This is a genomic window from Paenibacillus anaericanus (assembly GCF_003994475.1).
Classification (GTDB): Bacteria; Bacillota; Bacilli; order Paenibacillales; family Paenibacillaceae; genus Fontibacillus; species Fontibacillus anaericanus.
Window position 1 is genome coordinate 14,079 of the sequence record NZ_RZNY01000028.1, and the last position, 13,448, is coordinate 27,526.

Annotated in this window: 15 protein-coding genes and 1 other annotated feature; all 15 genes read left to right on the top strand. The window is 44.7% G+C overall.

The window, feature by feature from the left end; all coding sequences use genetic code 11:
* The first annotated feature begins 88 nt into the window (after window positions 1–88).
* Window positions 89–748 (top strand): serine O-acetyltransferase, encoded by a 660-nt coding sequence (gene cysE / locus EJP82_RS22835; protein WP_127194387.1) that lies wholly within the window; start codon window positions 89–91, stop codon window positions 746–748.
* Window positions 749–786: 38 nt separating this feature from the next.
* Window positions 787–2,190: a cysteine--tRNA ligase gene (cysS, locus tag EJP82_RS22840; protein ID WP_127194388.1), complete on the top strand. Its 1,404-nt coding sequence runs from the start codon at window positions 787–789 to the stop codon at window positions 2,188–2,190.
* Between the two features lie 119 nt (window positions 2,191–2,309).
* The gene (locus tag EJP82_RS22845) at window positions 2,310–2,771 is read left to right on the top strand and encodes a Mini-ribonuclease 3 (RefSeq protein ID WP_127194444.1); all 462 of its coding nucleotides are present in this window, start codon (window positions 2,310–2,312) and stop codon (window positions 2,769–2,771) included.
* A gap of 86 nt (window positions 2,772–2,857) precedes the next feature.
* Window positions 2,858–3,619 carry a 23S rRNA (guanosine(2251)-2'-O)-methyltransferase RlmB gene (rlmB, locus tag EJP82_RS22850; RefSeq protein ID WP_127194389.1) on the top strand — a complete coding sequence of 254 codons (762 nt, stop codon included), beginning with the start codon at window positions 2,858–2,860 and terminating at the stop codon, window positions 3,617–3,619.
* Window positions 3,620–3,624: 5 nt separating this feature from the next.
* Complete coding sequence (locus tag EJP82_RS22855; protein WP_127194390.1) at window positions 3,625–4,146, top strand: NYN domain-containing protein; 522 nt, start codon at window positions 3,625–3,627, stop codon at window positions 4,144–4,146.
* A gap of 160 nt (window positions 4,147–4,306) precedes the next feature.
* Window positions 4,307–4,957, top strand: a complete 651-nt coding sequence (gene sigH / locus EJP82_RS22860) for an RNA polymerase sporulation sigma factor SigH (protein ID WP_127194391.1) — start codon at window positions 4,307–4,309, stop codon at window positions 4,955–4,957.
* 290 nt (window positions 4,958–5,247) lie between these two features.
* Window positions 5,248–5,397: a 50S ribosomal protein L33 gene (rpmG, locus tag EJP82_RS22865; protein WP_071784256.1), complete on the top strand. Its 150-nt coding sequence runs from the start codon at window positions 5,248–5,250 to the stop codon at window positions 5,395–5,397.
* A gap of 21 nt (window positions 5,398–5,418) precedes the next feature.
* A complete protein-coding gene (gene secE / locus EJP82_RS22870; protein WP_127194392.1) occupies window positions 5,419–5,610 on the top strand; it encodes a preprotein translocase subunit SecE in 192 nt (63 codons plus the stop codon).
* Window positions 5,611–5,633: 23 nt separating this feature from the next.
* Window positions 5,634–6,167: a transcription termination/antitermination protein NusG gene (gene nusG / locus EJP82_RS22875; protein ID WP_127194393.1), complete on the top strand. Its 534-nt coding sequence runs from the start codon at window positions 5,634–5,636 to the stop codon at window positions 6,165–6,167.
* Window positions 6,168–6,237: 70 nt separating this feature from the next.
* Window positions 6,238–6,663, top strand: a complete 426-nt coding sequence (gene rplK, locus EJP82_RS22880) for a 50S ribosomal protein L11 (RefSeq protein WP_127194394.1) — start codon at window positions 6,238–6,240, stop codon at window positions 6,661–6,663.
* A 153-nt stretch (window positions 6,664–6,816) separates the two neighbouring features.
* A complete protein-coding gene (gene rplA / locus EJP82_RS22885; protein ID WP_127194395.1) occupies window positions 6,817–7,509 on the top strand; it encodes a 50S ribosomal protein L1 in 693 nt (230 codons plus the stop codon).
* Between the two features lie 81 nt (window positions 7,510–7,590).
* Window positions 7,591–7,742: a sequence feature (ribosomal protein L10 leader region), on the top strand.
* Window positions 7,743–7,774: 32 nt separating this feature from the next.
* Entirely contained in the window at window positions 7,775–8,284 is a 510-nt protein-coding gene (rplJ, locus tag EJP82_RS22890) for a 50S ribosomal protein L10 (protein ID WP_127194396.1), read from the top strand.
* A gap of 65 nt (window positions 8,285–8,349) precedes the next feature.
* A complete protein-coding gene (gene rplL, locus EJP82_RS22895; protein WP_127194397.1) occupies window positions 8,350–8,709 on the top strand; it encodes a 50S ribosomal protein L7/L12 in 360 nt (119 codons plus the stop codon).
* Window positions 8,710–8,825: 116 nt separating this feature from the next.
* On the top strand, window positions 8,826–9,422 hold the full coding sequence (locus EJP82_RS22900; protein WP_127194398.1) for a class I SAM-dependent methyltransferase: 597 nt from the start codon (window positions 8,826–8,828) through the stop codon (window positions 9,420–9,422).
* 383 nt (window positions 9,423–9,805) lie between these two features.
* Window positions 9,806–13,351 carry a DNA-directed RNA polymerase subunit beta gene (gene rpoB, locus EJP82_RS22905; RefSeq protein ID WP_127194399.1) on the top strand — a complete coding sequence of 1,182 codons (3,546 nt, stop codon included), beginning with the start codon at window positions 9,806–9,808 and terminating at the stop codon, window positions 13,349–13,351.
* Window positions 13,352–13,448 lie beyond the last annotated feature (97 nt).

Genomic DNA, 13,448 nt, shown 5'->3' on the forward strand with positions numbered 1-13,448 from the left:
GCTACAGGGGCGCTATTTTTGTTGGAATGATCAAAGGTTAAGGGTTAAGTGCAAGCCGGCATAGCATGGGAGAACAGGGGGAAGTTCTATGTTAAAGAGAATGAGGTCTGATATACAGGCTGTGTTTGATAACGATCCGGCTGCAAGAGGTTGGTTCGAGGTAATCTTCACTTATTCTGGACTCCATGCGATATGGAACCATCGGATGGCGCACTTTTTCTACCGGCATCATTGGTTCACAATTGCGCGGATTATCTCACAAGCTAGTCGCTTTTTTACCGGAATAGAGATTCATCCTGGTGCCAGAATCGGCAATCGGTTGTTCATTGATCATGGCATGGGCGTTGTCATTGGTGAAACTTGCGAAATCGGTGATGATGTGGTTATCTATCAGGGAGTGACCTTGGGGGGAAGCGGTAAAGAGAAAGGGAAAAGGCATCCCACTATTGGCAATAATGTAGTGATTGGGTCGGGAGCGAAGATCTTAGGTTCTTTTAAAATAGAAGATCAGTGCAACATTGGAGCAAATTCGGTAGTGCTGAAGGAAGTACCTTTTGGCAGTACGGTGGTAGGCATCCCAGGTAGAGTCGTTCGCCAGGGTGGGAAGCGCCTGGATCGATTAAGCCATCAGATGCCGGATCCCGTCGTTGATGCAATGGGATTGTTGCAGCGTGAGATTGAACAACTCCAGGTGGAAATGAAGAGTTTGAAAGAACAACTAGAGGCAGAGAAACTCCCGAAAGAGTAACCTCTTTCAATAATCATATGATTGAGAGGAAAGTGAATATGGCACTACAAATATACAACACGTTAACCCGAACGAAAGAGAAGTTCGTAAGCCAAGAGCCGGGAAAGGCTAGTATTTATGTCTGCGGTCCAACCGTATATGGATATATCCATATTGGAAATGCACGACCTGTGATTTTTTTCGATATCGTTCGTAGGTATTTAGAGAACCAAAATTATGAGGTCAATTATGTCGTCAATTTTACGGATGTGGATGATAAGCTAATCCGTAAGGCGGAGGAGATGAATACTTCTGTTTCTGATGTAGCGGAGACTTTTATTGAGGCTTATTATGCAGATTTAGAGGGTCTTGGCGTACCACGTGCCACAGCGAATCCTCGCGTAACGGATAATATGGGGATCATCATAGAATTTATAGAGGACCTGGAACGTAAAGGTTTTGCTTATGAAAATGGTGGAGATGTGTTCTTCCGCACCAATAAATTCGAAAGTTATGGTAAGCTGTCAGGCCAAAATATCGGTGAATTACAGTTTGGTATCCGAGTAGACGTAGATGAGCGCAAAGAAAATCCTGAAGACTTCGTATTGTGGAAGGCTGCCAAGCCGGGAGAAATCCATTGGAGCAGCCCTTGGGGTGAAGGACGTCCTGGTTGGCATATTGAATGCTCTGCGATGTCACGTCATCTACTTGGGGATACGATCGATATTCATGGGGGGGGACAGGATCTACAGTTTCCGCATCATGAGTGCGAAATTGCCCAATCCGAGGTTGTAACAGGCAAACCTCTTGCGAGATATTGGATGCATAACGGATATATTAATATCGATGGCGAAAAAATGTCGAAGTCACTGGGAAATGGCGTGCTTGTTAAAGACTTACGTAGCCATTATAAGCGTGAGGCATTGCGTTATTTTATGTTATCGACGCATTATCGCAATCAACTCAGCTTCACAGAAGAAACGATGACGCAAGTAGAGCGTAGTTTAGAGCGGATCACCAATGCGGTGGGCAATCTCCGCCACAGACTCGGTTCGGCTGCTAAGGAAAGCGCTGAAGTTACTCCAGAATGGAATGATAAGTTGCTTCAAATTGGTGCGACATTCCATGCCAAAATGCAAGATGATTTCAATACACCAGATGCGATTACAGCGATTTTCGAATGGGTTACTGAAGTAAATGGCTTATTGCAGCAAGCCGATGTAAGTCGTGCTGATTTGGAAGCGGCAGAGAAACTGTTCGCCGAAATGAATAGTATCTTGCGTATTGTAGCTGATACTGAATCGGAGTTATTAGACCAGGACATAGAGAACCTCATCACAGAGCGGGGGGAAGCACGCAAAGCTAAAAATTGGGCTCGTGCTGATGAAATCCGCGACTTGTTGGATGCTCAGGGAATTCTATTGGAAGATACGCCTCAGGGCATGAGATGGCGTCGTAAATGAGTACAAGCGACGAGAATACCCATGGTTTGTCGGAAGGGGCCCAGTCAAGCGCTGCGCCCCTTGGCGGAGGCGAGGGGGAGACTCTCTCTGCCAACTCTGCTGAGGCTACTGGACAAGATATGGCGCTAGCTGGAGGTATTGCCCTTGGGAATGGGGAGGTCTCACCGCTATGGTTCGCAGAGAAGCCATCCAAGCCCGCTCGGCTACTACCGCCGCTCGCTCTAGCCTATATAGGGGATGCCGTCTTCGAGGTGGCCGTTCGTCAACATGTTATGGCGCAGCTCAATTTGCGGCCGCATCACTTGCACGGACAGTCGACGAAGTATGTCGCTGCTAAAGCACAAGCTAAGCTACTGAGCTTACTCGAGCCTAATCTTACTGAGGATGAGAAAGATGTAGTGCGTCAGGGGCGCAATGCTAAATCAGGTGTACCGAAGAATGGAAACGTGATCGATTATCGGCATGCGACAGCATTTGAGAGCCTTGTTGGATACTTATACTACACTGGCGCGCACGAACGCCTTCGTAGTCTCATTTCATATGGATTTGACCTATTAGACTCAGAGACAAAGTCGATTTGAAAGTAATTTAGGTGCTTAATTTTTATCAGAACAAACATTAAACATAATATAAGAAAGATCCGAGGATCTTTCGCAGGAGGAATCACATGGAGGATCAAGACCAAGAATGGGTCGCTGGTAAGCACTCAATACTTGAAGCGCTGCGGGCTGGTCGTACGATCAATAAAATATGGGTCGCTGAAGGCGCTCAAAAACACCTTACCGGGCCTATTTTGACAGAGGCAAAGAAACAAGGAATCGTTGTTCAATTCGTTGATAAACGGAAGCTTGATCAAATGGTTCCAGATGTACAGCATCAAGGAGTTGTAGCTCAGGCTGCGCCGTATGCTTATGTAGGAGTCGAAGAATTGCTAGCTAAGGCAGCAGACAAAGGGGAACCTCCTTTTCTTCTTATTCTAGATGAAATTGAAGATCCTCATAATCTCGGCTCAATTTTACGTACTGCGGAATGTACAGGTGCTCATGGTGTTATTATTCCGAAGCGCAGATCTGCTGCAGTAACAGCAACAGTGTCGAAAACATCAGCTGGAGCAGTGGAGTATGTGCCTGTTGCACGAGTGACGAATCTGGCTCAATGTATTGAGGAATTGAAAGAAGCAGGCGTGTGGGTAGTGGGTACAGATGTTGATACCAAAGATGAGATGTATGGAAATGGTGGCAACGTACTTACAGGTCCTGTGGCGATTGTAATCGGGAATGAGAACAAAGGAATGGGACGTTTGATCCGCGAGAAGTGTGATGTGCTTCTCAAACTTCCAATGACGGGTCGTCTTAACTCCTTGAACGCATCGGTTGCTGCGGGAGTTGTGATGTACGAAGTGTTGCGTAGACGTCGCGCTGAGGGGTAGACAAAATGCGCGAAATGCGCGATGTGCTATTAGTTGATGGCTATAATATGATCGGAGGATGGCCAGAACTTGCGGCATTGTCCAGGATCGGTTTGCAGGAAGCGCGTGACCGACTGTTGGAGAGACTTGCTGATTACCAAGCCTTTTCCGGTATTAGAACCATCACCGTTTTTGATGCTTACCGGGTACCTGGACTCGGAAAGTCGTTTGCCCAGAATCAGCTAGAAGTACATTTCACCAAGGAGAAAGAAACGGCGGACGAATGCATTGAACGACTGGTGCGCGAACTAACACACAAACGGCGACAAATTTATGTTGCAACAAGCGATATGGTGGAACAACATGTCATTTTTGGACAGGGAGCACTACGGATATCAGCTCGCGAACTGCTAATTCAAGTGGAGAAAAGTGAGAAAGAAGTTCAGATGAAAATCGCCGATCGCAGCGTTAAATCAAGCCGTAATACAATTGATGATAAGCTGAGTCCGGAAGTAAAGCTAATGTTTGAAAGATGGCGAAGAGAATAGAGGAGTGTTCACCAAGTCATACTTTTTGGTACTCTTTGCTAGATCAACTTACATCTTTTGGTACTTTTGTTGTTGACGCTAATATGCACCGTAATATATACTGTTCGTATTACTTGACAGAGTGACGGGGCACCGTGCGTTGCAGCCGGAGGGATTTGTGGTGAGTGTCAATCTCGAGAAATGGGTAAGGTATGACTATGAGATCCAAAGTGACGAAGAAATTGTCGAATCGGTCCGTGAAGGTGACAGTGAAGCGCTAGAGTACTTAATTAATAAGTACCGGAGTTTCGTGCGCGCCAAAGCCAGATCCTATTTCTTAATCGGTGCTGATCGGGAAGATATCATTCAAGAAGGAATGATAGGGCTCTATAAATCGATCAGAGATTTCCGAGGGGATAAGCTTGCTTCATTCAAGGCGTTTGCCGAGTTATGTATAACACGTCAAATCATTACGGCGATCAAGACGGCGACACGGCAGAAACATATTCCATTGAACTCTTATGTATCTTTGGACAAGCCAATTTACGATGAGGATTCTGATCGGACGTTGCTTGATGTTATTTGTGGGTCCCAAGTGTGTGATCCCGAAGAGTTGATTATTAACCAGGAGGAGTTCATGGGCCTGGAGGACAAGATGTCCGAAATTCTCAGCGATCTGGAACGCAAAGTACTCATGCTTTATCTAGACGGGCGTTCATATCAGGAGATTGCAGTAGATTTGAAACGTCATGTTAAGTCCATTGATAATGCACTACAGCGTGTCAAACGTAAACTTGAGAAGTACCTAGAAGTTCGAGATGGTGATTTTTAATCTCTATTCTATAAGCTCAGAAGGTCAATACAAAAGATAGCTATTTTAATAGCTGTCTTTTTTTATATCATGATAAAAATTCCTATTAGTAAATTCAGGATGTTTTTGAGGTTTATCTTTAAAAGTGCAGTGTAATACTGTTTAATAGCTAATCCCAAAAGCTGTAAGCCTCGTTGACACGAATAGGTCCATTGTGATAAAGTGTTTTAGGTAGGCCCAATTTTTTATTTTAATTTTGGGTCAATATAGAGACATCTCATATTGTAGAATGTCTTCGGGAGGTGCACATCATGCGGGTAATTATTACGTTGGCTTGTACGAACTGTAAACAAAGAAACTACACGACAACGAAAAACAAGCGTAACCACCCCGACCGCATGGAGATGAAGAAATTTTGCAAGTTTTGTAACGAGCAAGTTCCTCATCGCGAAACCAGATAGTCTTTGGAGGTGTAGTCGCGCGTGAAACGAAGTTTCAAGTCGTTGTTTTCTTTTTTCTCCGAAAGCTGGGCAGAGCTTAAAAAGGTTCGCTGGCCTAATCGTAAAGAGCTGACCAATTATACGCTGATTGTGCTTGGTACAATTGCAGTTGTCGCGATTTATTTTTGGGTTCTTGACATCGGCATTTCTGCTGTGATCGAAGCGATAATTTAAGAAGGGTCCTTAGGTGGCTTGATATGGAAAAAAGATGGTACGTCGTTCATACCTATTCTGGGTATGAGAACAAAGTCAAAGCCAATTTAGAAAAGCGTGTCGAGTCTATGGGCATGGAAGACAAGATATTCCGCGTTCTTGTTCCGATGGAAGAAGAAGTGGTAAACAAAGACGGTAAGAAAAAGACTGTCATGCGTAAAGTTTACCCCGGATATGTCTTGGTGGAAATGGTCCAAACCGATGATTCTTGGTATGTTGTTCGCAATACACCAGGAGTTACTGGATTTGTCGGCTCTACAGGTTCTGGTTCCAAACCAACTGCTCTGCTTCCTGAAGAAGTAGAACAGATCCTTAAACATATGGGTATGGAAGAACCAAAACCAGTTATGGAGTTCGAACTCAAAGAATCCGTACGTATCAAAGTTGGTCCGTTTGCCAATTTCGTTGGTTCGATCGAAGAAATTCTGGTCGAGAAGAGCAAGGTCAAGGTTCACGTTAACATGTTTGGACGAGAAACCCCGCTTGAACTGGATTACACTCAAGTGGAGAAAATTTAGGGTTTCTTGTGTTTTACGTGGGAGGGGCTTCGGTTCCGTCTACCACTACTAGGGCAAGGAGGTGTCTTACATGGCGAAAAAGATTATCAAAGTTGTAAAGTTGCAGATCCCTGCAGCAAAAGCGAATCCTGCACCTCCGGTAGGTCCGGCATTGGGTCAAGCGGGTGTCAACATCATGGCATTCTGTAAAGAGTTCAACGCACGTACTGCCGATCAAGCAGGTTTGATTATTCCGGTTGAAATTTCGGTGTTTGAAGATCGCTCGTTTACTTTCATCACCAAAACTCCTCCGGCAGCCGTTCTACTTCGCGTTGCAGCGAAGATTGAGAAGGGTTCCGGTGAACCAAACAAGAAAAAAGTAGCTACTGTGAATCGCAACGTTGTTCGTGAAATCGCAGAGCAAAAAATGCCTGACCTTAACGCAGCTTCTGTTGAAGCAGCTATGCGTATGGTTGAAGGTACCGCCCGCAGCATGGGCATCACGATCCAAGACTAGTTTTTGGAGAGTACAAGCAACGGAAGTTGTTAATCTTGAAGTGAAGATAGCAACTGAAGTTGCCTCTGATAAATAAGTTTTCCTTTGGATAACTTATTTTTACAGAGATCAGTGGGAGGAATTTCCGCTAATACCACAAAGGAGGATGAATTCATGGCTAAGCACGGTAAGAAGTACCAAGAAGCTGTTAAGCTTATTGATAGCGAAGCAACTTATGAGCCTTTAGAAGCTGTTGAGTTGGTGAAAAAGGCAGCGACTGCAAAGTTCGACGAAACCGTTGAGATCGCAGTTCGTTTGGGTGTAGACCCTCGTAAACAAGACCAAGCTGTTCGTGGCGTAGTAGTTCTACCTCACGGTACAGGTAAAACACAACGCGTTTTGGTTTTTGCTAAAGGTGAGAAAGCGAAAGAAGCGGAAGCTGCTGGAGCTGACTATGTTGGCGATCAAGACGTAATTAACAAAATCCAACAAGGCTGGTTCGAGTTCGATGTTTGCGTAGCAACACCGGACATGATGAGTGAAGTTGGTAAATTGGGTCGTCTGCTTGGTGGTAAAGGTCTTATGCCTAACCCTAAAGCAGGTACAGTTACGTTTGACGTAGCTAAAGCGGTTCAAGAAATCAAAGCAGGTAAAATCGAGTATCGTCTAGACAAAGCAGGACAAATTCATGCACCGATCGGTAAAGTGTCTTTCACTACTGATCAATTGAACGAGAACCTTAAGGCTCTTGTTGATGCATTGAACCGGGCTAAACCGGCTGCTGCTAAAGGCGTTTACTTGAAGAACATTGCGATTTCTTCAACAATGGGCCCGAGCGCTCGTGTCAACACTTCTGTATACAGATAATACCACTCGCTTATAGTGAGTTAGGGATTGACATTATGGATGTCCCTGGGTATACTGAGAAAGTTGTTTTGATGTGAGAATTAAATTTGAATATGCTTACCGTAGACAGTAGGTGCCTTCGGGCTTAATTCCCTACCGAGGTGTTGTGATAGAACGTCAGTATTTTGCAGGTTTCTGCAAAAGATGATTTCATCAGGCCTTCGTGATTCTACGGAGGCTTTTTTAATGGGATAAGGCCTAGAAAATCTATCAGGAGGTGTACAGTTTGGCAAACGTAAAACTGATTCAAGCAAAACAGGAAGCTGTTGATGTTGTTACTGAGAAGTTGCGCAATAGCGTAACGACTGTAGTTGCAGATTACCGCGGACTTAACGTTACTCAAGTTACGGAACTTCGCAAACAGCTTCGTGAAGCTGGTGTGGAATTCCAAGTGCTTAAGAACTCGCTAGTTCGTCGTGCTACAGCTGCTGCAGAACTTTCTGAACTGGACGAAGTATTGGTTGGTCCTACAGCCGTTGCGTTCAGTACAGAAGACGCTGTAATTCCAGCGAAAATCATTAACGATTTCGCTAAGAAGAACGATGCTCTTAAAATAAAAGGTGGCGTGGTTGAAGGTAAGGTAGTAGGCGTTGATCAAATCAAAGCGCTTGCGGATCTTCCATCCCGCGATGGTCTCCTTTCCATGCTCCTCAGCGTGCTTCAAGCTCCAGTGCGCAACTTCGCACTTGCAGTCAAAGCCGTTGCAGAGAAAGAAGAAGGCAACGCAAGCGCGTAAACTTCTTCTGACTCAAGTGATTTAAAATAATCAACCAAATAAACTAATATAACGGAGGTTCAACCATGAGTAAAGAAACTATTTTGGAAGAAATCAAAGGTATGACCGTTCTTGAACTGAACGATCTTGTTAAAGCAATCGAAGAAGAATTTGGTGTAACTGCAGCAGCTCCAGTAGCAGCAGCAGGTGCCGCAGCTGTAGAAGCTGAAGAGCAATCCGAATTCGACGTAATTTTGAATGGTGCTGGCGCATCCAAAATCAACGTTATCAAAGTCGTTCGCGAAATTACAGGCCTAGGCTTGAAAGAAGCAAAAGACCTTGTTGACAATGCACCAAAACCAATCAAAGAAAAAGTTGGCAAAGAAGAAGCAGACGCAGTAAAAGCGAAATTGGAAGAAGCAGGCGCTTCTGTAGAAGTGAAGTAATTCCATCTCTGCTATACACAAACCCCTTGAATCAAATTCAAGGGGTTTTGTTTTAGTTAGAAGTAAGAATGAGAATGATAAATCTATTAAAACCGTTAACCGGAGGGAATGTAACAATGTCTGATCATTACTATACCAGTAAGCCGAAGGCTGATCATGACCGAAAGGTTTGGGAGACACAGCTAAAGGGGCAAGTATTCCGATTTGTAAGCGACGCAGGGGTATTCGCCAAGAGTGGTGTTGATTATGGCAGTAGGACATTAATTGAAGCAATGGAAATTCCGAAGGGTGCTCAGGTGCTAGATATCGGTTGTGGATACGGTCCTATAGGTCTAACAGCTGCAAAACTTGTTGTTCATGGGCATGTTACAATGATCGATGTTAACAGTCGGGCGGTAGAATTAGCACGAGAGAATGCTGCGCTGAACAAGGTGGATAATGTAACTGTATTAGAGAGTGATTTGTTTGAGGCACTGGGAGAACAAAAATTCGATGTTGTTCTGACTAATCCGCCAATTCGGGCAGGCAAAGAAACGGTACATGCTATTTTCGAAGGGGCTTCTGAACGGTTAAAGCAAGGGGGCACACTGTGGATTGTTATTCAGAAAAAGCAGGGGGCACCATCCGCACTTCGTAAACTGGAATCACTTTTTACGAAGGTGGAAGAAGTGACCAAGGATAAAGGATACCGAATATACAAGGCTACGAAGTAATGAAGTAGATAGAAAAGAATCAAAAGAAGAAGAGTTGAAAGATATAGGTTGACTTAGAAAATTGAATGTGATATTATTATAAAATGTCAGTATTAGGATGGTCTTTGTGACTTTAGTTTGCTGAAATGTCAAGAGTTTTACGAGAACAATGCATTAAATCATATTGTTTGACGTATAATATGCACATTTTGGGCAAATCTACTGAATACGAGGACATCAGGGCAGAAGTGTCACAGATAATGGTGCTCTTTTTTCGAAAGCATTCGATAAGGGCTTTTCTTTATTTGTGGATGAATCCGTTGTTCTTGAACCTATTATAAGGGTACAAACACGGGTTCGCAATCAATTTTTTAAAGTGAGTAGACATGAGGGGTGAGTTAAAGTTGGCAGGACATCTTGTTCAATATGGTCGACGCACTCGGCGAAGTTATGCGCGAATTAACGAGGTACTCGAAATTCCGAACCTGATCGAGATCCAACAGAAATCGTATGAATGGTTCTTGGAAGAGGGCCTACGGGAAATGTTTCATGACATTTCGCCGATTCAGGATTTCACGGGGAATTTGGTGTTGGAATTTATCGATTACAGCCTGGGCGAACCAAAGTATACAGTAGACGACGCGAAAGAACGTGACGTGACATATGCGGCGCCGCTTAGGGTTAAAGTCCGGCTCATTAATAAGGAAACCGGCGAAGTTAAAGAGCAGGAAGTGTTCATGGGAGATTTCCCATTGATGACGGAAACCGGCACTTTTATTATTAATGGTGCAGAACGGGTTATTGTCAGCCAATTGGTTCGCTCTCCTAGCGTCTATTTCAACACGAAAGTAGATAAAAACGGTAAGAAAACATATGCTGCTACGGTTATTCCTAACCGCGGTGCATGGCTGGAACTTGAGACGGATGCGAAGGATATTGTATATGTTCGTATCGACCGTACTCGTAAAATTCCAGTTACCGTACTACTCCGTTCGCTTGGGTTTGGGACGGACGCAGAAATCTTAGATTTGCTCGGAAACGATGAATATATCCGTAACACCTTGGATAAAGACAACACGGATTCGACGGAGAAAGCTCTCATTGAAATTTACGAGCGTCTTCGTCCGGGTGAACCTCCGACTCTCGATAATGCGAAGAGTCTATTGGTGGCGCGTTTCTTTGATCCAAAACGTTATGATCTGGCCAATGTAGGCCGCTATAAGGTAAATAAGAAGCTTCATATTAAGAATCGTCTTTTCAACCAGCGTCTTGCTGAGAGTCTTATTGACATCAGTACAGGTGAAATTATCGCGGAAGCAGGCCAAATGGTCGATCGGCGTTTGCTGGATGAAATACTCCCTTATTTGGAGAATGGCGTAGGTTTCAAAAACTACCATGTTGCTAACGGTGTTCTTGATGCTAATGATGTGCCGCTCCAAACTATCGACATTTTCTCGCCGATTGAAGATGGGAAAGTAGTTAAGGTTATTGCGAATTGTAATATCGACAAGTCAGTGAAACATATCACGCCTGCTGATATCATTTCGTCAATCAGTTACTTCTTGAATTTGCTACACGGTATTGGTAGCACGGATGATATCGATCATCTTGGCAACCGCCGTCTGCGTTCCGTAGGTGAACTGCTTCAGAACCAGTTCCGTATTGGTTTGTCACGGATGGAACGTGTTGTACGCGAGAGAATGTCAATTCAGGATGCTAATGTTATCACGCCTCAAGCGTTGATTAACATACGCCCTGTAATTGCTTCAATTAAAGAGTTCTTTGGTAGCTCCCAGTTGTCACAGTTTATGGATCAGACGAACCCACTTGCAGAATTGACGCATAAACGTCGTCTGTCAGCCCTAGGACCCGGCGGTTTGACGCGGGAACGTGCGGGCTTTGAAGTACGGGACGTCCATCATTCACACTATGGCCGGATGTGTCCAATCGAGACTCCAGAAGGACCGAACATTGGGTTGATTAACTCATTGTCTACATTTGCTCGCATTAATGAGTATGGCTTCATTGAAGCTCCATACCGTTGGGTAGATCCGAAGACAGCGAAAGTTACGGATCAAATTGCTTATGTAACTGCCGATGAGGAAGACAACTATATCATCGCTCAAGCGAACGCTATCCTTAACGAGGATGGTACGTTCCAAGATGAGAATGTTATCGTTCGTTACAATAAACAAGCAGACAACATCCTGACAATGCCAAGTGATCGTGTAGATTACATGGACGTTTCTCCTAAACAGGTTGTATCCGTAGCTACGGCGCTCATCCCGTTCCTAGAGAACGATGACTCTAACCGTGCGCTAATGGGATCAAACATGCAACGCCAAGCGGTACCTCTTCTTATACCAAAAGCCCCGCTCGTGGGAACAGGTATGGAGCATAAGTCTGCTAAAGATTCCGGCGTATGTATTGTGTCCAAATACGATGGTATTATCGAACGTTCTGCAGCTAATGAAATTTGGTTGCGTCGGATCGAGACTGTAGACGGCAAGGAAGTCAAAGGCGACCTTGTTAAACATAAATTGCACAAATTTATGCGTTCTAACCAAGGGACATGCATCAACCAACGTCCAATCGTTAAACACGGAGATGTAGTCAAAGCAGGAGATATTCTTGCGGATGGACCATCAACGGAAATGGGCGAATTGGCACTTGGACGAAACGTAGTCGTTGCCTTCATGACTTGGGAAGGTTACAACTATGAGGATGCAATCCTACTGAGTGAGAAGCTTGTGAAAGAAGACGTGTATACGTCAATTCACATTGAAGAATACGAGTCTGAAGCCCGTGATACGAAGCTTGGACCGGAAGAAATCACTCGTGATATTCCAAACGTAGGTGAAGAAGCGCTTCGTAACCTTGACGAACGCGGTATTATCCGTGTTGGTGCTGAAATTGGTGCAGGTGACATCTTGGTTGGTAAAGTAACACCTAAAGGGGTTACAGAACTGACTGCAGAAGAACGCCTTCTACATGCGATTTTCGGTGAGAAAGCTCGCGAAGTGCGTGATACTTCCCTTCGAGTGCCTCATGGTACTGACGGTATTGTCGTTGACGTTAAAGTGTTCACTCGTGAGAATGGCGATGAATTGCCACCAGGTGTGAACCAACTCGTTCGGGTATATATTGCCCAAAAACGTAAAATATCCGAAGGTGACAAAATGGCAGGACGTCACGGTAATAAGGGTGTCGTAGCTCGTATTTTACCTGAAGAGGATATGCCGTTTATGCCTGATGGTACACCAGTTCAAGTCGTGCTTAACCCACTAGGGGTTCCGTCACGGATGAACATTGGTCAGGTATTGGAGATCCATCTAGGTATGGCAGCTCTTCGTCTCGGTATTCACGTAGCAACACCAGTATTTGATGGTGCTAGTGAGTACGACGTATTTGATGCAATGGAAGAAGCAGGCATGCAGCGTAATGGTAAGACTGTGTTGTACGATGGTCGCACGGGGGATCGCTTTGAACGCGAAGTAACCGTCGGTGTCATGCACATGATCAAACTGGCGCACATGGTTGATGATAAAATCCATGCCCGTTCAACTGGACCATACTCACTCGTTACGCAACAGCCTCTGGGCGGTAAAGCTCAGTTTGGTGGACAGCGCTTCGGAGAGATGGAAGTGTGGGCGCTTGAAGCTTATGGCGCCGCGTATACACTGCAGGAAATTTTAACAGTTAAATCCGATGACGTGGTTGGTCGGGTGAAAACCTACGAATCTATCGTCAAAGGTGAAAATGTGCCAGAACCTGGCGTACCGGAATCCTTCAAGGTCTTGATCAAAGAGCTTCAAAGTTTAGGGATGGATGTTAAAATCCTGAGCGAAAACGAAGAAGAGATTGAGATGAAAGAAATGGACGATGAAGATGATGCGGCAGGAGATAAATTGAGCCTGAACTTAGAGGGCGCGGAAGTCGGCGCAGAATAACATCCTGACGGCCTATGCTGTCGTGTGATGAAGATTTTCGCAGTGGAAGCTGCCTTATTGGACAATCGGCCTGCCACTTGGCGGCCGATGTTTCCAA

Bases quoted from the DNA above. Each gene is read 5' to 3' on its own strand.
- cysE (WP_127194387.1), top strand. From the start codon at position 89: ATGTTAAAGAGAATGAGGTCTGATATACAGGCTGTGTTTGATAACGAT.
- cysS (WP_127194388.1), top strand. From the start codon at position 787: ATGGCACTACAAATATACAACACGTTAACCCGAACGAAAGAGAAGTTC.
- EJP82_RS22845 (WP_127194444.1), top strand. From the start codon at position 2,310: ATGGCGCTAGCTGGAGGTATTGCCCTTGGGAATGGGGAGGTCTCACCG.
- rlmB (WP_127194389.1), top strand. From the start codon at position 2,858: ATGGAGGATCAAGACCAAGAATGGGTCGCTGGTAAGCACTCAATACTT.
- EJP82_RS22855 (WP_127194390.1), top strand. From the start codon at position 3,625: ATGCGCGAAATGCGCGATGTGCTATTAGTTGATGGCTATAATATGATC.
- rpmG (WP_071784256.1), top strand. From the start codon at position 5,248: ATGCGGGTAATTATTACGTTGGCTTGTACGAACTGTAAACAAAGAAAC.
- nusG (WP_127194393.1), top strand. From the start codon at position 5,634: ATGGAAAAAAGATGGTACGTCGTTCATACCTATTCTGGGTATGAGAAC.
- rplK (WP_127194394.1), top strand. From the start codon at position 6,238: ATGGCGAAAAAGATTATCAAAGTTGTAAAGTTGCAGATCCCTGCAGCA.
- rplA (WP_127194395.1), top strand. From the start codon at position 6,817: ATGGCTAAGCACGGTAAGAAGTACCAAGAAGCTGTTAAGCTTATTGAT.
- rplL (WP_127194397.1), top strand. From the start codon at position 8,350: ATGAGTAAAGAAACTATTTTGGAAGAAATCAAAGGTATGACCGTTCTT.
- EJP82_RS22900 (WP_127194398.1), top strand. From the start codon at position 8,826: ATGTCTGATCATTACTATACCAGTAAGCCGAAGGCTGATCATGACCGA.